This is a genomic window from Halomonas icarae (assembly GCF_009901955.1).
In the GTDB taxonomy this organism is placed as follows: domain Bacteria; phylum Pseudomonadota; class Gammaproteobacteria; order Pseudomonadales; family Halomonadaceae; genus Halomonas; species Halomonas icarae.
The window spans coordinates 562,230-585,154 of the sequence record NZ_WUTS01000001.1 but is presented as its reverse complement, the minus strand read 5'-3'; the positions used below and the strand labels follow the sequence as shown (position 1 = coordinate 585,154).

The window sequence follows — 22,925 nt, the reverse complement described above, 5'->3', positions numbered from 1 at the left end:
CTCGCCGCCCTACTCCTTCTATCGGTACGAACCGACAGGGATGGGGCGGATGACGCTTCGGCTCCCTTCCGCCCTCCGGCGGAGGGGAGCCGTCGCGTTATGACACCGGCCACTTCCGGCATCAGGCACTCGGCACTTGGCACTTAAAAGCAGAGGGGCTGCCATGAACTTGTACCTGCTCCATAAACCCTACCGCATGCTCTCCCAGTTCACCGACCGTGCTCCACCATCGGGAGAGCGACGCGCCACCCTCGCCGACGTGATCAACGTGCCCGGAATCTACCCCGCCGGCCGTCTCGACCACGATTCAGAGGGATTGCTGCTGCTCAGCGACGATGGGGAGCTAATCCACCGCATCAGCCATCCACGCCACAAGCAAGCCAAGGTCTACCGCGTGCAGGTAGAGGGTGACCCCGGAGACAAGGCCCTGCAGGCGCTACGCCAGGGCGTCGAGCTCGGCGACGGCATGACCCTGCCCGCCAAGGTTCGTCGCCTGGCAGAGAGCGGACTCGCCGAACGCGATCCACCGCTGGACCCCAGGCGCCACCCCGTCACGACCTGGCTGGAACTGACTATCCATGAGGGGCGCAACCGGCAGGTGCGCCGGATGACGGCCCATGTCGACCACCCGACCCTGCGCCTGGTGCGGGTAGCCATCGGCCCCTGGCGACTCGATGGCCTGGCGCCGGGAGAGTGGCGCCGCGAGACGCTGCACGCCCCAGCCGCAACGACAAAACGACACCGCCATGGTCGAACCCGCGACCCACGTGGTGGACCTCCCGGGCGGCGTCCCGGCCACAAGCGAGGAGGCAGACGATGAGCCGCTGGCACCCCTATGTGACCGTGGCCTGCGTGGTGGAACGCGCCGGCGCCTTCCTGATGGTGGAGGAAGACCGCGGCGGGCCTCAGACGCTGTTCAACCAGCCCGCCGGCCACCTGGAACACGGTGAACGGATTCGTGATGCCGCCCTGCGCGAGGTGGAAGAAGAGACCGCCTGGCGGGTCGGCATCAGCGACTACCTGGGCATGTATATCCTCGAGACCCCGGATGGCCTAACCTTTCACAGCCATGCCTTCCTGGGCATGGCACTGGCATACATGGGACATGAACCCGACCCCGCCATCCTCGCCGTACACTGGCTGACCCTGGAGCAGATCGAGGCGCTGGAGCGCGAGGGACGCCTCAGAAGCCCCCTGGTACTGCGGCGTATCCGTGACGCCCTGGCCGGACGTTTCTACCCGATGGATGTGATCCACGAGCGCTGACCCACGCTACGCGCGGAGTGCCTCTCTTCGAGCTTCCCGCTCGATTCAGGTATAATCTCGCCCCATTTATGTCTCACCGATTTCGAGGGCGCCCATGACCGCCACCCCAGGCAAGGTGATCGTCGGCATGTCCGGCGGCGTCGACTCCTCCGTCTCGGCTCTGCTGCTGCTCGAGCAGGGCTACCAGGTCGAAGGCCTGTTCATGAAGAACTGGGACGAGGACGACGGTACCGAATACTGCACCGCCAAGGAGGACCTGGCGGACGCCGAGGCCGTGTGCCAGAAGCTCGGCATCCCCCTGCACACCGCCAACTTCGCCGCCGAGTACTGGGACAACGTCTTCGAGCACTTCCTGGCCGAGTACCAGGCCGGGCGGACACCGAATCCAGATATCCTCTGCAACCGCGAGATCAAGTTCAAGGTGTTCCTGGAGTACGCCGAGATGCTCGGCGCCGAGAAGATCGCCACCGGCCACTATGTGCGTGGAGGGCAGGTTCGAGGTCATCTCGACGGCGACGACCGCCCGCGGCTGCTCAAGGGGCTCGATCCCAACAAGGATCAGAGCTACTTCCTGCACGCCGTGCCCGAGGCCGCCATCGCCCGCACCCTGTTCCCGGTGGGTGAGCTGGAGAAGCCCGAGGTGCGCGCCATCGCCGAGCGCCACGATCTGATCACGGCACGCAAGAAGGACTCGACCGGCATCTGCTTTATCGGCGAGCGCCGCTTTCGCGACTTCCTACAGCAGTACCTGCCGGCGCAGCCTGGGATAACCGAAACCCCGGAGGGCGAGGTGATCGGCGAGCACATGGGCCTGATGTACTACACCCTCGGTCAGCGCCAGGGACTTGGCATCGGCGGACTGGCCAATCACCCCGACGCGCCCTGGTACGTGGCGGCCAAGGACCTCGAGCGCAACGTGCTGATAGCCGTTCAGGGCAAGCATCATCGGCTGCTCTACACCGACACCCTGGCCACCGAGCCCATGGAGTGGGTAGCAGGCGTGGCACCGGCAACCAAGGGCCGGCTTACCGCCAAGACCCGCTATCGTCAGGCCGATGTGCCCTGCACCTTCCAGAGCCAGGAGGATGGCAGCGTGGTGGTAGCGTTCGATGATCCACAGCGCGCGGTGACGCCGGGGCAGTCGCTGGTCCTCTACGATGGCGAGATCTGCCTCGGTGGTGGTGTCATTCGTGATGCCTGGAACGCTGCGGAGGTGGCCTCATGAGCGCCTCCACCCCGATCCACCGCGTCCCGAATGACCCGACGACACGTCAGGCCCTGGCCCTGGCCGGGGTCTTCCAGGCGGCCAGCCAGGTCGACGAGCTGGCACGCACCGGTCAGGTCGACCCCCGCGCCTGGGACACCCTGATCCGCGCCACCCTGGACACCAACCCCGACAGCTTTGAAGCGATCTACGGTGGCCACCCCAACAACCTGCGCCATGGCCTCGAGGCGCTCGAAGGGGTGGTCGGGCGCAAGCAGGCCAACCCGGTGGTGCTGCGCTATGGCTTCACACTGCTGCTGCTGATGAACAAGCTGCGTCAGAACACGGCGATGATGGATGCCCTCGGCGAGAAGCTGACCCGTATCCAGGGCCAGGCCGAGCACTTCGGCGACACCCACGAGAACGTCATCGCCAGCCTCGGCGAGGCCTACCAGGAGACACTCTCCACCTTCAAGACCCGTATCGTTGTCCAGGGCGACCCCTCGCTGCTGCAGAGTCGCATGATGCCGGAGCGGGTGCGCGCCTGCCTGCTGGCCGGCATCCGGTTCGCCCTGCTGTGGCACCAGCAGGGCGGCCGACGCTGGAAGCTGATCGTTCAGCGCGGCGCCTTGAAGAAATCCCTGGACCGGCTCGCCTGAGCCGCCCACCCCTACGATGCTCAACGCCTTCACGAATCGGAATATGCCCATGCAAGCCCAGTCCCAGCTGCCCCTGTCCGCTCTCACCGCCCTCTCCCCCGTCGACGGCCGTTACGGCACCAAGGCCGAGCGCCTGCGCGAACACTTCAGCGAGTTCGGCCTGATTCGCGCTCGTGTCATCGTCGAGGTCCGTTGGCTGCAGCGCCTGGCCGAACAGCCCGGCATCACCGAGGTCCCGCCGCTCTCCGCCCAGGCCACCGCCTTCCTCGAAGAGCTGATCCGCGACTTCTCCGTGGAGGATGCCGAGCGCATCAAGACCATCGAGCGCACCACCAACCACGACGTGAAGGCGGTGGAGTACTTCCTGAAGGAGCGTATCGCCGAGGTGTCGGAGCTGCACGCCATCAGCGAATTCGTTCACTTCGCCTGTACCAGCGAAGATATCAACAACCTCTCCCACGGGGTGATGCTGAGCGACGGCCTCAAGACCCTGCTGCCGACCATGCACGAGGTGGCCGACCAGATCGCCCGCCTGGCGCATGAGCATGCCGACCTGCCGATGCTCTCGCGTACCCACGGTCAGACGGCGAGCCCCACCACCCTGGGCAAGGAGATGGCCAACGTCGCCTACCGCCTGCGCCGCCAACTGAAGCAGATCGAAGGCGTCGAGATCCTCGGCAAGATCAACGGCGCGGTGGGCAACTACAACGCCCATCTGACCACCTACCCCGAAGTGGACTGGCAGGCCAACGCACGCACCTTCGTCGAGGGCCTGGGGCTGACCTTCAACCCCTTCACCACCCAGATCGAACCCCATGACTATATCGCCGAGCTGTTCGATGCGGTGTGTCGCTTCAACACCATTCTTGTCGACTTCGATCGCGACATCTGGGGCTATATCTCGCTGGGCTACTTCAAGCAGAAGACCGTCGAGGGCGAGATCGGCTCCTCGACCATGCCCCACAAGGTCAACCCCATCGACTTCGAGAACTCCGAAGGCAACCTCGGGCTCGCCAATGCGATTCTCGGCCACCTGGCTCAGAAGCTGCCCATCTCGCGCTGGCAGCGCGACCTCACCGACTCCACGGTACTCAGGAACCTTGGCGTTGGCCTGGCCTACGGCCTGATCGCCTACGAGGCATCGCTCAAGGGTATCGGCAAGCTCGAGGCCAACCCGACGCGCCTCGCCGAGGATCTCGATGCCAGCTGGGAGGTGCTCGCCGAGCCGATCCAGACGGTGATGCGCCGCTACGGCATCGAAAAGCCCTACGAGAAGCTCAAGGAGCTGACCCGCGGCAAGCGCATCGACCAGGCCGGGCTCAAAGCCTTCATCGATACACTGGAACTGCCCGCTCCCGTGAAGGCCGAGCTCAAGGCGCTAACCCCGGGCACCTATATCGGCAATGCCGCCGAGCAGGCGAGAAGCCTATGAGCCCCGAGACCCCGCTCACCATGCTCGGCGATCTAACCAGCACCGAATTCCTGCGCGACTACTGGCAGCAGAAGCCGGTGCTGATTCGCGGCGCCTTCCCCGACTTTCAGTGCCCGCTCTCGCCCGACGAGCTGGCCGGGCTCGCCTGCGAGGAGGGTATCGAAGCACGTCTGGTCGAGGAGCATGGCCGTGACGATCAGGGCCAGGCACGCCCCTGGCGGGTCACTCATGGCCCCTTCAGTGATGCGACCTTCGCGGCTCTCCCCGACCGCGACTGGAGCCTGCTGGTGCAGGCGGTGGACCACTATGTGCCAGAGGTAGCGGAGCTGCTTGAACGCTTCACCTTCCTGCCCCGCTGGCGCCTCGACGACATCATGATCAGTTACGCCCCGCCGGGCGGCAGTGTCGGCCCCCACGTCGACCAGTATGATGTCTTCCTGCTTCAGGGCATGGGGCGTCGCCGCTGGCAGCTGGGCGGTCGGGTCGCCGATGATGCCTCCATCATCCCCGGCATCGATCTGCGCATCCTCGAGAACTTCACGGTGGAACCAGGTGATGACTGGGTGCTGGAGCCTGGCGACATGCTCTACCTGCCACCGGGCTGGGCCCACCATGGCGTCAGCCAGTCCGACGACTGCCTGACCCTCTCAGTGGGCTTCCGCGCCCCCTCGGCCGACGAGTCGCTGGCCTCCTTCGCCGACTTCCTGGGTGACAAGCTCCCCGACTCGCTGCGCTACTCCGACAGCGGCATGACGCCACCCGCCGATCCCGGCGAGCTCGACGACGCCGCCATCGAGCGCATGCGCCATCTCCTCCTCGACACCCTGGACGATCCCGCGCGTATCGCCCAGTGGTTCGGTCGGGTCATGACCCAACCGAAGTACGTCGATCAGCTGGTGCCCAATGAGGAGGCCACCGACCCGGCCGAGCTTGTCGCCGCACTACAGCAGGGCGAGGAGCTACTGCGCAGCCCGGGGTCACGCCTGGCCTGGCGGGACCTAGGCGAGGGGCGTGCCACGCTGTTCGCCGACGGCGACGGCGCCGAGTGTGAACTTGCACTGGCCCGTCTGGTCGCCTCGGAGACGCCGCTGGATGCCGAGGTACTGGCTCACGAAGGCGCCGACATCCTGCTCACCGCCCTCCTCGATGCCGGAAGCCTGGCCTGGGCGAGCGAGCTCGAGGAGTAGCAAGGGGCAAGGGGCAAGGGGCAAGGGGCAAGGGGCAGGCACCGTTTCGCCAGGAGTCGTCATATTGCAACAGCAAACACTGAAAATTCGCGAAGGCAGCTGGGATGAGCTGGGGGCCGATGCCACCGAAATTCGCCGTGAGGTCTTTGTCGAGGAACAGGGCGTCTCGCGGCAGGAGGAGTGGGATGGTCGCGATGAGGAGTGCCGCCACTTCCTGGCCTTGTGGAACGACCTGCCCGTGGGGACCGCCCGGCTGCTGCCCGATGCCCATATCGGCCGGGTGGCGGTGCTTGCGAACGCCCGTGGCCAGGGGGTCGGCGCCGCGCTGATGCGCGCCGCCATCGAGGCGGCACGACGTCAAGGCCAGCCTGCCGTGGCGCTGGCCGCCCAGACCCACGCCCTGGATTTCTACGCCCGGCTGGGGTTCGAGGCCCACGGACCGGAATTTCTCGACGCCGGTATCCCCCACCGCAACATGCGTCTCTCCCTCCGCGACCGCTGAGTCGCCCTCTACTCCGTTCAAACGAAAAATCACTACAGGAAAGCCCCCGCCAGGGGGCGCCGTGTAGTCGGGTTACAACGCTTCCTTACCCAAAGGGGCGATTGTTGCAGCGCATCGTCATGGGCCATAGTGCTGAACAAGGCGAATCAACGAGCGCAAGTCGACGGGGCTCTTCATCACCCCCCCCTGCATTCGTTCCAATTTGCCAGCCTTGGACCAAGGCAGCAGCGATGACACTCCAATGACTTCGCAGGTGCAGCATCATCGAACACCGGCAAGCGACCGATCCCCAGCGATCACCCCTGAGAGAGGATGGCCCCATGTCATACCAGGAAGATATCAAGGCACTGTCCCAGCTTCGTGAAGCCATGCAGGGCAAATGGGCGGACATCAGCCCCGAGAATGCCGCTCGCATGCGTGCCCAGAACCGCTTCAAGACCGGTCTGGACATCGCCAGGTACACCGCGAAGATCATGCGCGACGACATGGCGAGCTATGATGCCGACAGCGCCAAGTACACCCAGTCACTTGGCTGCTGGCACGGTTTCATCGGTCAACAGAAGATGATCTCCATCAAGAAGCATTTCGGCACCACCAAGGGCCGCTACCTCTACCTCTCCGGCTGGATGGTCGCCGCTCTGCGCTCCGAGTTCGGCCCGCTGCCCGACCAGTCCATGCACGAGAAGACCTCCGTATCCGGTCTGATCGAGGAGCTCTATACCTTCCTGCGCCAGGCCGATGCCTGGGAACTCAACCACCTGTTCCGGGCGCTTGAAGAAGCCAAGCAGGCCGGTGACAGCGCCAAGGTGAGCGAACTGGAGAAGGCGATCGACAACCACGAGACTCATGTGGTGCCGATCATCGCCGATATCGATGCCGGTTTCGGCAACGCCGAGGCCACCTATCTGCTGGCCAAGCAGATGATCGAGGCGGGTGCCTGCTGCATCCAGATCGAGAACCAGGTCTCCGACGAGAAGCAGTGCGGCCACCAGGACGGCAAGGTCACCGTGCCCCATGAGGACTTCCTGGCCAAGATCAACGCCGTTCGCTATGCCTTCCTGGAGCTCGGCGTTGATGACGGCGTCATCGTGGCACGTACCGACTCCCTGGGCGCAGGCCTGACCCAGAAGATCGCCGTGACCAACGAGCCGGGTGATCTGGGCGACCAGTACAACAGCTTCCTCGATGGCGACGTCATCGAGAAGGCAGAGGACATCAATAACGGCGATGTCGTCATCAAGCAGAATGGCAGGCTGGTCAAGGTCAAGCGCCTGGCCTCCGGCCTCTATCAATTCAAGCCGGGTACCGGCGAAGACCGTGTCGTGCTGGACTGCATCACCAGCCTGCAGAACGGTGCCGACCTGATCTGGATCGAGACCGAGAAGCCCCATGTCGGCCAGATTGCCGGCATGGTGAACCGTATTCGCCAGGCGGTGCCCGATGCCAAGCTGGTCTACAACAACAGTCCCTCCTTCAACTGGACGCTGAATTTCCGCCAGCAGGTATTCGATGCCTGGCAGGAAGAGGGCAAGGACCTCTCCGCCTACGACCGTGCCAAGCTGATGAGCCCGGAGTACGACGACACCGAGCTCGCCAAGCTGGCCGACGAGTGGACCCGCAACTTCCAGCGCGATGCCTCTCGCGATGCCGGGATCTTCCACCACCTCATCACCCTGCCAACCTACCACACCGCTGCACTGTCCACCGACAGCCTGGCCAAGGGCTACTTTGGCGATGAGGGCATGCTGGCCTACGTGGAGGGCGTACAGCGCCGCGAGATCCGCGAGGGCATCGCCACCGTCAGGCATCAGGATATGGCAGGCTCCAACATCGGTGATGACCACAAGGAGTTCTTCCACGGCGACGCGGCCCTCAAGGCCGGTGGCAAGGACAACACCATGAACCAGTTCTAGCCCGGGTGGACGGTTAACAGCTGAGCGGCTGAACACAAGGAGATTCAGGGGAGGCGATATGCCTCCCCTTTTTCATGCCCGGACTCCATGCCACAAGCCGCCGTTACCCGAGCCAAGAACTACGCGACTCATCCTCTGGCGGGCTAGAATTGGCAGCAAGCACCCGCTTGGCACTGGCCATGTATGGCAACGCGAGGTAGACTGCGGCCTAATAGAACACTGTTCCCTTACACCCCAGGGTGTCATCGAACGGTGAACTCCCGATCAATGCCCCAGGAGGTCTTGCATGATTCCCATGAAACGTCTTCTTCCCGTACTTGCCATCGGCGCACTGACCCTGACCGGTTGCGCCAACACCGCCTCCATGGGCGGCAACGTCTACAGCAGCAATCAGGTCGGTGCCGAGCAGACCGTGCGCTTCGGCACCATTCAGGCCCTGCGTCAGGTGCAGGTGCAGGCCGACAGCCGCGCAGGCGGCATCCTCGGCACCGGCGGCGGTGCCGTGATCGGTGGCTTGCTTGGCAACCAGGTCGGCGGCGGCTCCGGTCGCACCCTGGCTACCGCGGCTGGCGCCATCGCCGGCAGCGTGGCGGGCAGCAAGATCGAGGAGTCCACTAACCGGGTCACCGCCTGGGAGATGGAGATTCGTCGTGACGACGGCATGAACATCGTGGTGGTGCAGAAGGCCGACCAGGCCTTTCAGGTCGGCCAGCGCGTGCGCCTGATCGGCAGCGGACGCAATGTCAGCGTCGCTCCCTACTGATGGCTTGGGGTCGGTGGCGCTGACCCGAATCATCAGCTCCTGACAAGAAAGGCCCGCGGTGTCGATCCGCGGGCCTTTCTCATGGGGCAACCAGCTGGTGAAACAACCGGCTACACTGGCGAGTCGCCAGTGTAGCCGGCTGGAGCGAACGCTTAGTGGAAATCCACCTTGTTCATGGCCCAGCTGCCCAGCTTGACGCCAATCAGTGCCAGCAGGGCCAGCAGGATGACGGTCATCAGAACGTCCACGGGACGCACCAGGGCGGTCGCACCAAGCATGGCCAGGGCCAGGCTCCAGACCACGCTGTTGTCACCGCCGGTCTTCATTGGCTGGGGCAGCATGCCGTCGAGGGAGCGGCTCAGCGAGGGCCAGCGCTTGAGGGAAAGAAAGAGGATCGCAGCAAAGGCTATCAACCAGATCACGACTTCAGCCATGGAGGTCTCCGGGCATCGATTGAGTTACATGGGGGTATTCGGGTGGCCGCTAGGTTAGCCTCGCCACCGTGGCGACGCAAGCACCCAATGGGCGTCCCGACACGAGTGAACACGGCTCAGGATGAAGCCGCCAATCCTGAAAATGCCCCATTTCCCCCTGACAGCATCGAGCCTGTCGCGTTACCATGCCGCTGACATGCACTCACCGAAAGGTTCTTCAATAATGCAAATTGCGCAGAATTCCGTTGTCGCGTTCCACTACACCCTGACCAACGACGCAGGTGAAGTGCTGGACAGCTCGGAAGGCCGCGAGCCGCTGACCTACCTCCACGGCGCCGGCAACATCATTCCGGGCCTCGAAAAGGAGCTTGAGGGCCGCGCCGCCGGCGACAAGCTCAATGCCACCGTGACTCCCGCAGAGGGCTACGGCGAGAAGCAGGAGCAGCTGGTGCAGGAAGTGCCGCGTGACGCCTTCCAGGGTGTCGAGAGCATCGAGCCCGGCATGCAGTTCCAGGCCCAGACCGAGGGCGGCCCACTGATGGTCACCGTGACCCAGGTCAGCGGCGACACCGTCACCGTCGACGGCAACCACCCTCTGGCCGGCCAGACCCTGAACTTCGACGTCGAGGTCGCCTCGGTGCGCGAAGCCAGCGAAGAGGAAGTCGAGCACGGCCACGTACACGGCGAGGGCGGCCACGAGCACTAAGCTCATCGGTAACCGTTACCGCATCACAAGGGGCAGCCGATCGGCTGCCCCTTTTTCATGACGAATTTACATGCTCATGGCGAATTTACCTGGCGAACGTCATGTCAGAGGCCGACCTTGCCATCCGGTCGTCGTCGCCAGAGGAAGCCGGTGATGGTCAGCGTCACGCCCAGCACCAGCCAGGAGGCCAGCACCACCCCCCTCCAGTCGTACAGGTTCCAGAAAGGCTCCAGCCAGAAGACCCCGAGACTGGCCCCGGTATAGTAGAACACCAGATAGAGCGCCGAGGCGCTGCCGCGAGCCTGCCCGGCATGGCGCCCTACCCAGCTGGAGGCCATGGAGTGGGCGACGAAGAATCCAAAGGCATTGAGGGTCAACCCCAACAGGACCAGCACCAGGCTGTCGGCCAGGGTGACCAGGGTACCCGCCATGAAGATGACGATGCCCATCATCATGCAGGCCGGCTGAGAGAGATGGCGCACCAGTCGCCCGGAGAGCGATGAGCCCAGGGTGCCGCCCAGATAGGTCAGAAATATCAGACCCAGCAGGGTCGACCCCAGATTGAAGGGGGCCGCGGCCATCCGGAAGGTGATGTAGCTGTACTGGTTGATGAAGATCAGGAAGTTGAGTCCACCCAGCAGATAGGCCGAAAGCAGGAGCGGATTGCCTAGATGGCCACGAAGATCCGCGAGGGCAGCACGCATTTCGAAGCGCCGCGGCGTGAATCCCCGCGCCGGGGGCAGCAGCTTCCAGAATACCGCCACCCCCACCAGCGTGATCATCCCCACTGTCAGGAAAGCGGCGGCGCTGCCTCCCAGCTCGCCCATGCCACCTCCGACCACGCGACCGCTGATGCCGCCCAGCGTATTGGCGCCGATATAGAGCCCCACCGCGGCCAGCATCGCCTCCGGCTCGAACTCATCCCCCATCCAGGCAATGGCGACCGCTGGCAGCCCGCCCAGCACGAAGCCCTGCAACAGACGCAGCACCAGCAGGATCTCGAAGCTGGGTGCCAGGGCCAGGGCCAGGGAGAGCACTCCCGCCGCCAGCAGAGTAAATCGCATGATACCGGCACGTCCGATGGCATCCGATAGCGGGCCGAAGACCAGCAGCGCGGCCGCCAGCGACAGCGTCGCCACCGACATCACAAGCCCTACCACCATGGTCGAGACACCATGGGCCTCGCGCAGGTCGGGCAGCAGTGGCTGAGGGGCATAGAGATTGATGAAGACCAGCAGCGAGCCCAGGCTCAATGCCAGGGTCGCACGCCACCAGGCGGCACTGCGTATTTGAATCATGAGGCTTCCTGAACGTCGGGCGCCCTGCCCTCAGGCGTCGACGTCGGACAGCAGTCGCTGGGCCAGATGGCTCGGCGTCAAGGCACGCCGTGCCTGCCAGTAGTAACGACGCCAGTAGCTGTTATTCAGCCTCGAGATCCTCACGCCTTGAGACGAAGAAGCATGCAGGAAGCGGCCCTGGCCGATATAGATGCCGACGTGATGATAGATGCCGGGGGGACGGAAGAACACCAAATCTCCCGGGGCCAGCTCGTCACGCGAGACGGGGCGACCCTCATGCACCTGCTCACCGGTGGTGCGCGGCAGGGAGAGCCGGAAGGTCTCGGCAAAGACATTCTGCACCAGCGCCGAGCAGTCTACCCCATGTCGGGAGGTGCCACCCAGGCGGTAGGGCGTGCCCTCCCAGCGATCATGCTGAGCCAGCAGGGCCTGACGAACCAGGGCGGGAGGCGGATTGCCGAGTCGGCGCGCCTCGAGGATCGGGTTGTCCACCGGTGACATCATGGGATCCCACCCGTCAGGCAGTCCCGGCAGGTCCCGGGCGAAATAGGGGTCGCCAATATCGCGAGACGCACTCTGCGAAGACGTCGAGGCACAACCGGTCAACACGACCAATGACACGACAACCAGCAAGGCGCGATAGGAGGGAGTGACAGCCATAGAGCAACAACCTCTTCCCTGAGCCGCTTGCACCGGCCTCCATGAGCCGGGTAGCGAAAACAACACTATGGCAGTACCACCGGCCAATATCGGTAGCACTGCCATAGCAGCCTGTCAGCGACTCACTGTGATAAAGGGGCTCCCGACAGGTAGAGCCCTGTATTCGACAACACGACTATAAACCAGCAACGCACAGCTGGCGACTACGAGTCCGCGTCGCGCTTCAGTGCAGCAGGCGTGAGTCGCCCGGCAGGGTATCGATATGCATCGGCGCCCAGTGGCGGGGCCGTGCACCGGGAAACTCCAGGCTGGCCCAGGGACCCGCCAACGGGGGGGCAGCGCTGAGCCAGGCCACCAGCGCCTGGCGCAAGCCAGCCAGGAAGCTCTCCCGTTCAGGCGTCTCTCCCATGAAGAACGAGAAGCCCGCATAAAAACCCCGAGCGTAGGCCTCCCAACCGGAGTAGTGAGACGCCGCGAGGCCGTGGGCTCGCTCCAGCACCCGGTCGAAGTCCGCCGCCTCCAGCCACCCCAATTGACGGGCGGCAACCGCCAGATCCACCGCCTGGGCCAGATCCCAGGCGATCAGGTCGGTGTCGTTGCAGCCATCCTCGTTATCGCGAACCCGCTGCAGACGCAGCAGATGGGTGCGCTCCTCCTCGCTGCACTCGCCGCTCTCCAGGGTGGCGATCTCCGAGGCGAGGCGTGTCGTGTTGAGCGTATAAGGGGCATAGTTGATCTGATACTCCTGGCGATCGCCACTCTCCAGCAGGAAGTTCAGGAACTCGACCAGCTCCTCGGCGGAGTGCAATGCGTAGTGACCATCGACCCACTCGCGAATGGCCACCGCCTCACGCTCGCTCTCGCGATGGGGCAGGCTCCAGGGTGGGCTGTTGAGCGGCCCCACCAGCGACAGCGCGGTAAACTGCGATAGCCTCGGACGCGGGCCCGGCTCGTGCCACTCGTCGACCCGCCAGTCGAGCCAGTGGAACAGGCTGCCGGGATCCTCCAGATGCCAGCGAATCTCCAGGGCGAGTGTCGGCTGCCCCTCCTCCGGCAGCAGCGAGTCCCAGCAGATCCAGGCCTCCAGCAGGCGCCTGGCATCCGGATAGAAACGACACAGCGAGCCTCGCAACGCCTCGGCCAATGCCGCCAGGCCCTCGGCGTCGAAGGCTTCACTGTCGAAGGCCATCTGCAGATAGAAGGCGTACTTCTCGGCCATATGAATGGTGGCCGCATGTCGGCTGGCCTGGCGCAGGGCATTACGCTGGGCAAGGGCATCCGGCTCCGGCCGTCCGAAGGGGGTCTCGGCAGGCGGCAGTGCCCCGTGGGCGGCATCGGCGGCAAGCTGATTCAGATGATGGGCCTCGGCCGGCAGCCAGTAGCGCACCAGCGCCTCGACTCCCTCGTCGGGGTAGAGGTCGAGATGCTCAGCCAGGTAGCTGCGCGCATCGGCACACCGCGCCGACGTGACGGGCACTGACGCTCCTTGACGCACGGCAAGCTCCGGCTCACGCACCGATGCCAGCGCCAGCACCCAGTGCCGGGCATCGGCACGCCAGCAACGCATCGCCTCTCTGGCAGACCCCATCAGGGTGTCATCCACCAGGCCCTGCAAGGGCACTCGCCAGGGGCTCAAGGGCGACTGCAACAGAAGCCGCCAATCGGCCTCGAAGCTACCCAGCAGATTGCGCCCCTCGAACAGGCTGCGACCACGCTGGAACCCCCTGGCCAGCGCCGACCAGTCGCTATAGCGATGCTGCACCAGATCGGCGGCATGCAAGGCGAAGGCCAACGCCTCCTCGTCCTGCAGCCAGCCCAGACACGCCCCCGACCAGGCCAGGTCGACCAGTCGCAACCAGTCCCAGGCGGCCCACTCCAACGGCTCTCCCTGCTCCAGGAACATCAGCAGGGTTCGACCATAGCGCCGTTCACCCGCCTCCAGTCCTTCGTACCAGGCCCGGCGCGCATCGAGATCGAGAGCCAGCAGCCGCGTGGCATCGAGGTCCCAGCCCTGTCGATCCCCCTGGGCACCCAGCCACAGCAGGACCCGAACCAGGTCGTCCCGGCCATGCACCTGCCAGTCCTCAGCGAGCCACTCGGTCACGCCCGCCCAGTCATGCTCACCGGCAGGCAGCGTCAGCACAGGGGCAAAGCCGGCGCGCAATCGCCATGCCATGGCACCACCGTCACTCGGCCAGAGCACCTCGGGACGATCATGTACCGCCAGCCACTCGCCGAGGCGCTCCCAGGTGATGCCGTCCCCCTCGTGCTCGAGAGCCGCCAAGGCGTCACAGGCCTCCGCGAAACCATCGTCGCCACGCACCCAACCTTCGGCACTACGCGCTCGCCGCAGCGCCTCCAACCAGGCATCCAGGTCACGATGATGGGCGACGATCTCACCCGTCAGCCAGTGCGCCCAGGCACGCGCCTGATTCCGCTCCAGCCACTCCGCGGCACCGGCAAGGGCCGCCAGTTCCAGTGCCGCCAACAGCCTCGCCGGGTCGGCATCGGCACCGCCGATGTCCAGGGACTCGAGCAGTCGCCAGCCGAGCTCGCCGCGATCCGGCACCGCCAGGGTCGACAGGCGCTCACGGGCGTCCTCGGGTGACACGCTGAGCGGGTCGGGATCGAAGGCCCAGCCACACAGCACCAGCTGCTGGGCCCACCAGGCGTTCAGGAGATCGATCAAGGCTCACCTCGAAATCGGGTCGCAAGGGCCGCACGCGGCGGCAGGGTGGAACGGCGTGCCCGACATTGGCCGCCATAAGGTTCATGGCGTCATGATCTGAGGCGCCATGATTCAAGGCGCCATAGTGTAACGGAAAGCGTCTCTGGCGCCGATGGCTCGTGCCATTTTTCCCCTTTCCCGACCCGCTTGGTGCCCCGTACCGAGGCACGGCAGGCTTGGCGATCCGTTTTAAATAATGCACACTGCGTAAAATAAGTCGACATACCCCTCTGGAGGACCCATGGCAGAGCTGCCCGACATCCTGATTCCCAAGGCCTTTATCGCCGGTGAGTGGCGCGACGGTGAAGCATCCTACGCGGTCACCGACCCGGCCAGTGGCGAGGTGCTGACCGAGGTCCCCGACCTTGGCGCCGACGCTACCCGTGAAGCCGTGGCCGCCGCCGATGCGGCCTGGCCGGCCTGGAGGAAGCGCACCGCCAAGGAGCGGGCCAATCTACTGCGCACCTGGTACGACGCCATCATGGACCACCAGGAGGTCCTGGCACGGCTGATGACACTGGAGCAGGGCAAGCCCCTGGCCGAGGCCCGCGGCGAAGTGGCCTACGGCGCCTCCTTCGTGGAGTTCTATGCCGAGGAGGCCAAGCGCGTGGCCGGCGAGACCCTCCCCAGCCACGGTGTCGACAAGCGCATCCTGGTGTTCCGCGAGCCCATTGGTGTGGTCGCCGCCATCACGCCCTGGAACTTCCCGCTGGCGATGATCACCCGCAAGTGTGCCCCGGCCCTGGCCGCCGGCTGTCCGGTGGTCATCAAGCCCGCCGAGGCGACGCCGCTGACCGCCCTGGCCGTGGTGCGCCTGGCCGAGCTGGCCGGCTTCCCCGCCGGGGTAATCAACGTGGTCACCGCCAGCCGCCCGGCCGAGGTCGGCGAGGTTCTGACCGGCGACTCACGGGTACGCAAGATCTCCTTCACCGGTTCCACCCCGGTGGGCAAGCGTCTGTTGGCCCAGTGCGCCGGCACGGTCAAGAAGGCCTCCATGGAGCTGGGCGGCAATGCCCCCTTCATCGTCTTCGATGACGCCGACCTGGATGCCGCCGTCGAAGGCGCCATCGCCTCCAAGTACCGCAACTCCGGGCAGACCTGTGTCTGTACCAACCGCTTCCTGGTCCAGGACGGGGTCTATGACGCCTTTGTCGATAAACTGGCCGCTCGCGTCGCCGAGCTGCGCGTCGGCAGCGGCCTCGAGGAGGGCGTGGTGCAGGGGCCGCTGATCAACGCTGCCGCGGTAGAGAAGGTCGAGGCGCATATCGCCGACGCCCTGGACAAGGGTGGCCGCCTGATGTGTGGCGGCAAGCCCCACGCTCTGGGAGGCACCTTCTTCGAGCCCACGGTGATCGCCGATGCTACCGAGGAGATGGCCGTGGCCCGGGAGGAGACCTTCGGTCCCCTCGCACCGGTGTTCCGCTTCGAAAGTGATGAGCAGGCCATCGCCATGGCCAACGCCACCGAGTTCGGCCTGGCGGCGTACTTCTATGCCAGCGACTATCGCCGCATCTGGCATGCCATGGAAGGCCTGGAGTATGGAATGGTCGCGGTGAACGAGGGCATCCTCTCCACCGAACTGGCCCCCTTCGGCGGTGTCAAGGAGTCAGGGCTGGGGCGTGAAGGGTCCCACCACGGCCTGGATGAATTTACTGAACTAAAATACGTCTGTGTCGGCGGCCTGTAACGGCTCGCCCGATCAACATTCAGGAGGCAACATGACCAACGCAGAACTCAATCAGCTCAAGAAGCGCTATGTCGCCAACGGTGCTGCCAGCCCCTCCGAGCAGTTCGCCGACCGCGCCAAGAACGCCGAACTGTGGGACGCCGACGGCAACCGTTTCATCGACTTCGCCGGCGGCATCGGCGTGCTCAACATCGGGCACTGCCACCCCAAGGTGGTGCAGGCGGTCAAGGACCAGCTCGACAAGGTCATGCACACCTGTCAGACCGTGATGCCCTACGAGGGCTACGTGAAGGTGGCCGAAAAGCTCGCCGCCATCACGCCGGTGCGGGGTGAGGCCAAGGTGATGCTGGCCAACTCCGGCGCCGAGGCGCTGGAAAACGCGGTCAAGATCGCGCGTGCCGCCACCGGTCGCAACAACGTCATCTGCTTCGATGGCGGCTACCACGGCCGTACCTTCATGACCATGGCGATGAACGGCAAGGTCGCTCCCTACGCCACCGACTTCGGCACCATGCCGGGCTGCGTCTTCCGCGCCGGCTACCCGGTGGCCGAGCACGGCATCAGCGAGGAAGAGGCGGTGCGTCGCCTCAAGATGGTGCTGAAGACCGACGCCAACCCCAAGGATACCGCCGCCATCGTGCTCGAGCCGGTGCTCGGCGAGGGCGGCTTCTACCCCGCCCCGCAGAGCTTCCTCGAGAAGATCCGCGAGATCTGTGACGAGCACGGCATCCTGATGATCGTCGACGAGGTCCAGAGTGGCTTCGGACGTACCGGCAAGATGTTCGCCATCGAGCACAGCGGCGTGAAGCCGGACCTGATGACCATGGCCAAGAGCATGGCCGCAGGCATGCCGATCTCCGCCGTGGTAGGCACCGCCGAACATATGGACGCCTCCGGTGGCAACTCACTGGGCGGCACCTACTCCGGTAGCCCGGTGTCCTGCGCCGCCACCCTGGCGGTCATGGAGGTGTTCGAGGAAGAGAACATCCTGGCCAAGAGCCAGGCGCTGGGCGACAAGCTGGCCAAGCGCTTTGCCCAGTGGACCAGCGACTTCGACGCCGTGGTGCACCCACGCAATCTGGGCGCCATGGCCGCCTTCGAACTCAATGGCCAGGATGGTCAGCCGGCCCCCGATCTCGCCGCTGCTCTCTGCAAGAAGGCGAAGGAGAAGGGCCTGATCCTGCTCTCCTGCGGCATGTTCGGCAACACCATTCGCTTCCTGATGCCGGTCACCATCGAGGATGAAGTGCTCGAGGAGGGCCTGGATATCGTCGAGGCCTCTCTCAAGGAGCTGGTGGGTCAGCCCGCGACTGCCTGATCGGCGCCTCACCGTTCGACATCACCGCCCGGCCTTGCGCCGGGCGGTGTTCGTTTGGGGCCTTGTCTTCGGTCGCCGCGCCCGGGAAGATGGCAGCGTCAACCACGAGGCATGACCGTGATTCTGCGAACCCTTTCCCTCTTACGCTCCCTGCAGGGCGCCAGCCAGACCGCCAGCCAGGCCCGAGGCACCGTCCAGCAGGCCAGCGATTACCGCTGGCTGCGCCATGAGCTCCGCCACGGCACACTCACCCACAGCGACGCACGCCTCGCCGACGGCACGCCGGGGGTGGCCATCACCCTCGCCTACCCTGCCACGACCGGCCGAATGGCCGGCGGTAGCTGGCCGGTATCCCCCGCGGCGCGGGAACGCTGCCATGTCGCCGGCCAGCATGCCTGCCGCGCCGCCGGTGCTCCCGCCTATCACACCCTGGAGAGCCTGTCCCGCGGACTTGCCGAGGGCGGAATCGCCGTGTTGCGCGACGCCGCACGCTTTCAATATCTGCTCGACCGCGATGCCCTGGGGCTCGCCTGGTGCCGGCCCGAGAGCTTGCCGAAGGACCTCTCTGCACGCCTGGCCGAGCCCGGCGTTGAGACCGGCTGGTTACTGCTCGAGTTGCGGGTGCCCGAGACCACACCCCCGCAACGCCTTTCCGGCACCTGGCTGGATACATGTCTTGACCGCTACCGGCGCATCCTCCCCCGCCAGCACTAAGTCGACATTGATTCATAGACCCATGCCTGGATCATGGCTGTCGATACGCCAAATCCACGGAGTTTCTCGATTGTCGAGCGCGAAAATGAAGTTCGAGTACCACACTGACGGCTCTGTTTTCATTCGCGAACGGCGAGGCATCAGGGAATCAGCACGGCGGCACCGCTGAGCCGTCCACCGCGAAGGTCGTCAAGCGCCCGGTTAGCCGCTTCGAGGGGGTAGGCACGGGTCTCGGTACGAATCGGCACCTGCGGGGCCAGAGCCAGGAACGCCTCGCCATCCTGGCGCGTCAGATTGGCTACCGATTTCAGCGAACGCTCCTCCCATAGCAGACGATAGGGAAAGCTCGGGATATCGGACATGTGAATGCCACCGGACACCACGCAGCCACCGGGGCGCACATGAGACAGCGCCGTCGGCACCAGCTCGCCCACCGGGGCAAACAGCAGGGCGGCATCCAGCGGTTCGGGTGGTGCCTGGTCGCTGCCACCGGCCCATTCCGCACCAAGTCGGCGGGCGAAGGCCTGAGCCTCAGCGTCATCGGGGCGGGTGAAGGCGAAGATGCGCTGATCATGGTACCTCGCCAGCTGGATCAGGATATGGGCGGCGGCACCGAAGCCATAGAGGCCAATCACCCGAGGCGCATCGCCACCGGCCAGCCGCCAGGTGCGAAAGCCGATCAGTCCGGCACACAGCAGCGGCGCACTGGCCTGCGCATCACCAGCCGGCACCGGGAAGCAGTAGCGGGCATCGGCCACACAGTACTCGGCATAGCCGCCGTCGCGGGTATAGCCGGTAAACTCGGCATGCCGGCAGAGATTCTCCTCCCCCCGTCGACAGGCTGCACACTCGCCACAGGTCCAGCCCAGCCAGGGCACGCCGACTCTGTCCCCCGGCGTCATGCCGGTGACGCTATCCCCCACCAGGGTAACCACACCGATGATTTCGTGGCCCAGCACCAGCGGCAGACGAGGATCGGCGAGCTCGCCATCCATCACATGCAGGTCGGTGCGACACACCCCACAGGCCAGTACCCGCAGCTGGACGTCACCCGGCCCCGGGCGGGGACGAGGCACTGTCTCCCACACCAGGGGCCGACCAGGTGCATGAAGGCGCATGGCACGCATGGTGTCGCTCATCGAAAGCCTCCTGTCGCCAGACTCGGGTCGTTGATGACAGGATAGCCGAGGGCTCACACGGTGACCTTGACCTCGTATCCGGTGTACTTGCGCAGGTTGATCACCCCGCTGTCGAGTATCAGGTACTGCCCCTTGAGGCCGAGCAGGATGCCCGACACCTCAGGCGTCTTGTCGAGGTTATGGGAGACCACCTTGGTGGGGTGCTCCAGCACCGGATACTCCAGGGTCACCGGCGCCTCATTCAGAGCCCGGATGGCATCGGCGCCGAAGCGTTCCCGCAGGTTGGCGAGCCCGCCCTCGAGTCGCGCCAGCAACCGATCCCGTTCGGCGGGCAGGTCGAGCACGGCGGTGTCTCCCTTTAGCATCGCCCGCCAGTTGGTGCGATCAGAGACCTCCTCCTTGAACAGCATCTCCACGAAGCCGGACTGCTGGCGAGTCTCCACCGCCATGATGGGCAGCGCCTGAACCGCGCCCTGATCGAGCCAGCGGGTGGGTACCTGGGTACCCCGGGTAATCCCCACCTTGAGGCCCGAGGCATTGGCCAGATAGACGATATGCGGCTGGAAGCAGTGACGCTCGGCCCACTCCGGTTCCCGGCAGGTACCCGCAAAGAAGTGACAGGTTTCCGGCTTGACGATACAGGTGTCGCACTGGGCGAGCCGCTTGAAGCAGGGGTAGCAGTAACCCTGGGCAAAGCTCTTCTTCGTTGCACGCCCACAGTGGGTGCAGGCGATGGCGCCGCTCCAGGCAAGGGTCAGCGGCCGACCCAGGCGCTCATTGAGCGCCAGACGCTGTTCGCCTGCCCGCAGGGTGTAATGGGCCGGCTCACCGCCCTGCCCCGGGACGATGCCCATCTTGGTCAAGCAGCCCTGCACCTCTCTCGCCACGACCAGCGACTCAGTCACGACTGGCGTCCCGCGCCAGGCCGGCCAGCGCCGGGTCGACGTTCGCGCCACTGTTGGCCCCCCCGCAGGTGCGTCGCTCCAGGTAGCCGACGCGCTCGCTCTCGGGCACGTTGTTCTCCACCTCGTAACGCATCACCGCCTCGAGACAGAGCTCGGTCTGCTCGCGTGTCAGCAGGCGACCGTCGGGCCACTTGCGCAGGGCGACCGCCTGCTTGAGGCTCTCGTAGATGGACGGGCTCATCTGCTGGATCATGCGCTCGAAGGTCATATCACTCATCGTAAGGTTCTCCAGGGAATCGATGCGTCAGCGCTGGTGGCGGGCGCGTCCGGAATGGTACCAGCCCAGGGCCAGGCCCACGACCAGGCCACCCAGGTGTGCCTCGTTGGCCACATTGCCGAAGCCTACTGTGGCTGCCATATCGGTCATGGTGAAGAGCATCCAGCCCAGCATGAACACCACCAGCATCTGCGGCACGAAGAAGCCGCTGCCCGGGGCACGCCGAGACATCAGCCAGACATAGCCGAGCAGCGCGAAGTCAACGCCTGACATGCCACCGAACAGTGCCGTGCCGGCGGCATACTGGGCCAGGTTGGCACCGATGCCGGCGGCAAGCAGAATCGTCAGCATGCGCCGACTCCCCTGCAGCGCCTCCACCTGGCGACCGAAATACCATAGCCAGAGCATGTTGAAGATCAGGTGCATCCAGCCGAAGTGCAGGAAAGCGGGCGACAGCAGGCGCCACACCTGGCCTGAGGCCAGTACATCCGACAGATTTCCCACCGACAGGGTGCCGGCCGGGCTGATTCCCAGCGGCACGATGGCCAGCAGCGCGATCACCAGGTCACCGAATAGCGCCATGGCGGCGAACACCAGCAGGCACAGCCCCAGGGTCGCGGTGGTCAGCGGGGCCTGACGCCACACCGACAGCAGCGCCCCGGCCCGGTCGGGACGGCGAGACGGGGTGCCGCCGGTCAGTGGTTCACCACGCTGCCAGCGTCTGACTACTTCCAGCAGCGCCTCGTGCTGGGCAGGGTCGGCCAGCCACAGCAGCTGCCCCTCCTCCTCGGCAGTGATGCGATGGCCGATCCGCGCGGCCCAGAGGGCACGGCGCAGCTCACGGGTGTCGGCATCCACGGGCAGCAGCATCACGCGATACATGGCATTACCTCGGGGTTGGTGACCCGCCGCCAGTGAACAGCCGGCAACCGTGTGTTAAAAAAACATGTGCTAACCAACCATGTATCAAACAACCTTGCATACAACCATACATACAACCATGCATAAAAAATCCGGCGGAGGGGGCCGCCGGACAAGAGCAAGGGATCATTCAAGGGAACACCTACTCAGATGGCGAATGACGCCGGGAGTTCACCGCCCGACACGATAATTTTGTAACAGTGTGTATCAATCGAGATCGATCTCACACGGCTGAGGCCTCACCTGCTCCTCCCGGGGCACTCGCAGCCATACGAAGTGGTCGGCGTTCAGCCGCGACTCCCCACTCCAGCGATAGGCGACCAGACGACCGAACTTCACGGCGCTGTAGTCCAGGCAGGCGATATTGGCCGTGGGCAGCGCCGGCATGCCCTCGCACCAGTAGTGACCGATAAACAGCGGTGGCTCATCCAGGCCATAGTGGCACAGGCGGGCCCGCTCCTCTTCGGTCAGGGGACGTTGCTCGAGATCGCCGGGCAGGTTGTCCGGCTGGAACACCACATCGCCCCAGGTTTGTGGTGAACGTGCCCAGAAGTGGGTGCGAAAGCTGCGCCGGGTGAAACCGTCCCCCGAGTGAATCGCCACCCCCAGGGGCAGGGGCATTTGGGTGCCCCGTGTCAGACGATCGAGAATCTTGAAGGCCCGGGTGCCGGGCGCCGTGGACTCGACCAGGAACGCCTGATCCAGGCGAGCGTCGGGCCGGCGCCGATAGAGCTCGTCGATCAGCGCCTGATCCCAACAGGCGTGAACCACCCGCAGGCCGTCGAGTTCCAGACACAGCGGCATCTCCAGGAACCAGGCCAGCGCCTCCTCCCACTCCTGGGGATGATCACGGTACTGCTCGAGCGTCTCGCGAATGATGCGGTTGTTGCGCGGAGAATGCTCGCGTAACCAGTCACGTCCCAGCCCCGAGGGGGCCGGCTGGCAGTAGGTCAAGGCGTTGTATTCATGATTGCCCATCACGATATGCGCCTCGCCCGCCTCCACCATGCGATAGGCGATCTGCACCGCCAGCCGCACGCGCGGCCCCCTGTCGACCAGGTCGCCGAGGAAGATCACCTTGCGTCGCGGGTGTCGATAGACGCCACCTCGCTGGTGATAGCCGAGTTTCTCCAGCAGGGCCGCCAGGGTGGCGCCACAGCCGTGAACATCACCGATCAGGTCATAGCCCTCGAGCCTCGCCCGCTTGTTCAC

General features: G+C 65.1%; 22 protein-coding genes. 13 read left to right on the top strand and 9 right to left on the bottom strand.

What is annotated here, in order from left to right:
* Positions 1 to 163: 163 nt before the first annotated feature.
* The 9 genes from GRB80_RS02715 (at position 164) to GRB80_RS02675 (ending at position 8,926) form a co-directional block, all read left to right on the top strand.
* On the top strand, positions 164 to 820 hold the full coding sequence (locus GRB80_RS02715) for a pseudouridine synthase (protein ID WP_161422472.1): 657 nt from the start codon (positions 164 to 166) through the stop codon (positions 818 to 820).
* Positions 817 to 1,266 carry an NUDIX domain-containing protein gene (locus tag GRB80_RS02710; protein ID WP_161422471.1) on the top strand — a complete coding sequence of 150 codons (450 nt, stop codon included), beginning with the start codon at positions 817 to 819 and terminating at the stop codon, positions 1,264 to 1,266. The genes GRB80_RS02715 and GRB80_RS02710 overlap by 4 nt, the downstream gene beginning before the upstream one ends.
* 94 nt (positions 1,267 to 1,360) lie before the next feature.
* Entirely contained in the window at positions 1,361 to 2,491 is a 1,131-nt protein-coding gene (gene mnmA / locus GRB80_RS02705) for a tRNA 2-thiouridine(34) synthase MnmA (protein WP_161422470.1), read from the top strand.
* Positions 2,488 to 3,129 carry a high frequency lysogenization protein HflD gene (gene hflD, locus GRB80_RS02700; protein ID WP_161422469.1) on the top strand — a complete coding sequence of 214 codons (642 nt, stop codon included), beginning with the start codon at positions 2,488 to 2,490 and terminating at the stop codon, positions 3,127 to 3,129. The genes mnmA and hflD overlap by 4 nt, the downstream gene beginning before the upstream one ends.
* Positions 3,130 to 3,196: 67 nt before the next feature.
* Positions 3,197 to 4,561 (top strand): adenylosuccinate lyase, encoded by a 1,365-nt coding sequence (purB, locus tag GRB80_RS02695; RefSeq protein WP_161424215.1) that lies wholly within the window; start codon positions 3,197 to 3,199, stop codon positions 4,559 to 4,561.
* Entirely contained in the window at positions 4,558 to 5,748 is a 1,191-nt protein-coding gene (locus tag GRB80_RS02690; RefSeq protein WP_161422468.1) for a cupin domain-containing protein, read from the top strand. Before purB ends, GRB80_RS02690 begins: the two co-directional genes overlap by 4 nt.
* A 64-nt stretch (positions 5,749 to 5,812) precedes the next feature.
* Entirely contained in the window at positions 5,813 to 6,250 is a 438-nt protein-coding gene (locus tag GRB80_RS02685) for a GNAT family N-acetyltransferase (protein ID WP_237561907.1), read from the top strand.
* 320 nt (positions 6,251 to 6,570) lie between these two features.
* Positions 6,571 to 8,163, top strand: coding sequence for an isocitrate lyase (locus GRB80_RS02680; protein ID WP_132044919.1), 1,593 nt, complete (start codon positions 6,571 to 6,573; stop codon positions 8,161 to 8,163).
* Positions 8,164 to 8,458: 295 nt separating this feature from the next.
* Entirely contained in the window at positions 8,459 to 8,926 is a 468-nt protein-coding gene (locus GRB80_RS02675) for an outer membrane lipoprotein (RefSeq protein ID WP_132044963.1), read from the top strand.
* 152 nt (positions 8,927 to 9,078) lie between these two features.
* Here GRB80_RS02675 and GRB80_RS02670 read toward each other — a convergent pair whose 3' ends face one another.
* Entirely contained in the window at positions 9,079 to 9,360 is a 282-nt protein-coding gene (locus tag GRB80_RS02670) for a hypothetical protein (protein ID WP_132044917.1), read from the bottom strand.
* Positions 9,361 to 9,583: 223 nt separating this feature from the next.
* Here GRB80_RS02670 and GRB80_RS02665 point away from each other — a divergent pair, with 223 nt between their 5' ends.
* The gene (locus GRB80_RS02665) at positions 9,584 to 10,066 is read left to right on the top strand and encodes an FKBP-type peptidyl-prolyl cis-trans isomerase (protein ID WP_132044915.1); all 483 of its coding nucleotides are present in this window, start codon (positions 9,584 to 9,586) and stop codon (positions 10,064 to 10,066) included.
* A 104-nt stretch (positions 10,067 to 10,170) separates the two neighbouring features.
* Here the strand turns inward: GRB80_RS02665 and GRB80_RS02660 are convergent, their stop codons facing one another.
* The 3 genes from GRB80_RS02660 to GRB80_RS02650 form a co-directional block, all read right to left on the bottom strand.
* The gene (locus GRB80_RS02660) at positions 10,171 to 11,364 is read right to left on the bottom strand and encodes an MFS transporter (protein ID WP_161422466.1); all 1,194 of its coding nucleotides are present in this window, start codon (positions 11,362 to 11,364) and stop codon (positions 10,171 to 10,173) included.
* A 30-nt stretch (positions 11,365 to 11,394) separates the two neighbouring features.
* A complete protein-coding gene (locus GRB80_RS02655; protein ID WP_309663491.1) occupies positions 11,395 to 11,868 on the bottom strand; it encodes a C40 family peptidase in 474 nt (157 codons plus the stop codon).
* A 379-nt stretch (positions 11,869 to 12,247) separates the two neighbouring features.
* Entirely contained in the window at positions 12,248 to 14,713 is a 2,466-nt protein-coding gene (locus GRB80_RS02650; RefSeq protein ID WP_161422465.1) for a DUF1266 domain-containing protein, read from the bottom strand.
* A gap of 280 nt (positions 14,714 to 14,993) precedes the next feature.
* Between GRB80_RS02650 and GRB80_RS02645 the strand changes: the two genes are divergently transcribed.
* The 3 genes from GRB80_RS02645 to GRB80_RS02635 all read left to right on the top strand — a co-directional run bounded on the left by GRB80_RS02645 (position 14,994) and on the right by GRB80_RS02635 (position 18,471).
* A complete protein-coding gene (locus GRB80_RS02645; RefSeq protein ID WP_161422464.1) occupies positions 14,994 to 16,439 on the top strand; it encodes an NAD-dependent succinate-semialdehyde dehydrogenase in 1,446 nt (481 codons plus the stop codon).
* Positions 16,440 to 16,470: 31 nt separating this feature from the next.
* On the top strand, positions 16,471 to 17,757 hold the full coding sequence (gene gabT / locus GRB80_RS02640) for a 4-aminobutyrate--2-oxoglutarate transaminase (protein WP_132044905.1): 1,287 nt from the start codon (positions 16,471 to 16,473) through the stop codon (positions 17,755 to 17,757).
* 117 nt (positions 17,758 to 17,874) lie between these two features.
* Positions 17,875 to 18,471 carry a hypothetical protein gene (locus GRB80_RS02635; RefSeq protein ID WP_161422463.1) on the top strand — a complete coding sequence of 199 codons (597 nt, stop codon included), beginning with the start codon at positions 17,875 to 17,877 and terminating at the stop codon, positions 18,469 to 18,471.
* Between the two features lie 140 nt (positions 18,472 to 18,611).
* On the opposite strand, the gene GRB80_RS02630 is transcribed toward GRB80_RS02635, so the two are convergent.
* The 5 genes from GRB80_RS02630 to GRB80_RS02610 all read right to left on the bottom strand — a co-directional run bounded on the left by GRB80_RS02630 (position 18,612) and on the right by GRB80_RS02610 (position 22,925).
* A complete protein-coding gene (locus tag GRB80_RS02630; RefSeq protein ID WP_202597153.1) occupies positions 18,612 to 19,610 on the bottom strand; it encodes a zinc-dependent alcohol dehydrogenase family protein in 999 nt (332 codons plus the stop codon).
* A gap of 53 nt (positions 19,611 to 19,663) precedes the next feature.
* Positions 19,664 to 20,464 (bottom strand): DUF2797 domain-containing protein, encoded by an 801-nt coding sequence (locus tag GRB80_RS02625; protein ID WP_161424213.1) that lies wholly within the window; start codon positions 20,462 to 20,464, stop codon positions 19,664 to 19,666.
* Between the two features lie 43 nt (positions 20,465 to 20,507).
* Positions 20,508 to 20,792, bottom strand: a complete 285-nt coding sequence (locus GRB80_RS02620; protein WP_161422462.1) for a YeaC family protein — start codon at positions 20,790 to 20,792, stop codon at positions 20,508 to 20,510.
* Positions 20,793 to 20,819: 27 nt separating this feature from the next.
* The gene (locus GRB80_RS02615; protein WP_132044899.1) at positions 20,820 to 21,674 is read right to left on the bottom strand and encodes a rhomboid family intramembrane serine protease; all 855 of its coding nucleotides are present in this window, start codon (positions 21,672 to 21,674) and stop codon (positions 20,820 to 20,822) included.
* Between the two features lie 246 nt (positions 21,675 to 21,920).
* Entirely contained in the window at positions 21,921 to 22,925 is a 1,005-nt protein-coding gene (locus tag GRB80_RS02610) for a metallophosphoesterase (protein ID WP_161422461.1), read from the bottom strand.

Excerpts from the sequence above, each read along its gene's own strand:
- GRB80_RS02715 (WP_161422472.1), top strand. The coding sequence starts at position 164 with ATGAACTTGTACCTGCTCCATAAACCCTACCGCATGCTCTCCCAGTTC.
- GRB80_RS02710 (WP_161422471.1), top strand. The coding sequence starts at position 817 with ATGAGCCGCTGGCACCCCTATGTGACCGTGGCCTGCGTGGTGGAACGC.
- mnmA (WP_161422470.1), top strand. The coding sequence starts at position 1,361 with ATGACCGCCACCCCAGGCAAGGTGATCGTCGGCATGTCCGGCGGCGTC.
- hflD (WP_161422469.1), top strand. The coding sequence starts at position 2,488 with ATGAGCGCCTCCACCCCGATCCACCGCGTCCCGAATGACCCGACGACA.
- GRB80_RS02690 (WP_161422468.1), top strand. The coding sequence starts at position 4,558 with ATGAGCCCCGAGACCCCGCTCACCATGCTCGGCGATCTAACCAGCACC.
- GRB80_RS02680 (WP_132044919.1), top strand. The coding sequence starts at position 6,571 with ATGTCATACCAGGAAGATATCAAGGCACTGTCCCAGCTTCGTGAAGCC.
- GRB80_RS02675 (WP_132044963.1), top strand. The coding sequence starts at position 8,459 with ATGAAACGTCTTCTTCCCGTACTTGCCATCGGCGCACTGACCCTGACC.
- GRB80_RS02670 (WP_132044917.1), bottom strand. The coding sequence starts at position 9,360 with ATGGCTGAAGTCGTGATCTGGTTGATAGCCTTTGCTGCGATCCTCTTT.
- GRB80_RS02665 (WP_132044915.1), top strand. The coding sequence starts at position 9,584 with ATGCAAATTGCGCAGAATTCCGTTGTCGCGTTCCACTACACCCTGACC.
- GRB80_RS02660 (WP_161422466.1), bottom strand. The coding sequence starts at position 11,364 with ATGATTCAAATACGCAGTGCCGCCTGGTGGCGTGCGACCCTGGCATTG.
- GRB80_RS02655 (WP_309663491.1), bottom strand. The coding sequence starts at position 11,868 with ATGATGTCACCGGTGGACAACCCGATCCTCGAGGCGCGCCGACTCGGC.
- GRB80_RS02645 (WP_161422464.1), top strand. The coding sequence starts at position 14,994 with ATGGCAGAGCTGCCCGACATCCTGATTCCCAAGGCCTTTATCGCCGGT.
- gabT (WP_132044905.1), top strand. The coding sequence starts at position 16,471 with ATGACCAACGCAGAACTCAATCAGCTCAAGAAGCGCTATGTCGCCAAC.
- GRB80_RS02630 (WP_202597153.1), bottom strand. The coding sequence starts at position 19,610 with ATGAGCGACACCATGCGTGCCATGCGCCTTCATGCACCTGGTCGGCCC.
- GRB80_RS02625 (WP_161424213.1), bottom strand. The coding sequence starts at position 20,464 with ATGGGCATCGTCCCGGGGCAGGGCGGTGAGCCGGCCCATTACACCCTG.
- GRB80_RS02620 (WP_161422462.1), bottom strand. The coding sequence starts at position 20,792 with ATGAGTGATATGACCTTCGAGCGCATGATCCAGCAGATGAGCCCGTCC.
- GRB80_RS02615 (WP_132044899.1), bottom strand. The coding sequence starts at position 21,674 with ATGTATCGCGTGATGCTGCTGCCCGTGGATGCCGACACCCGTGAGCTG.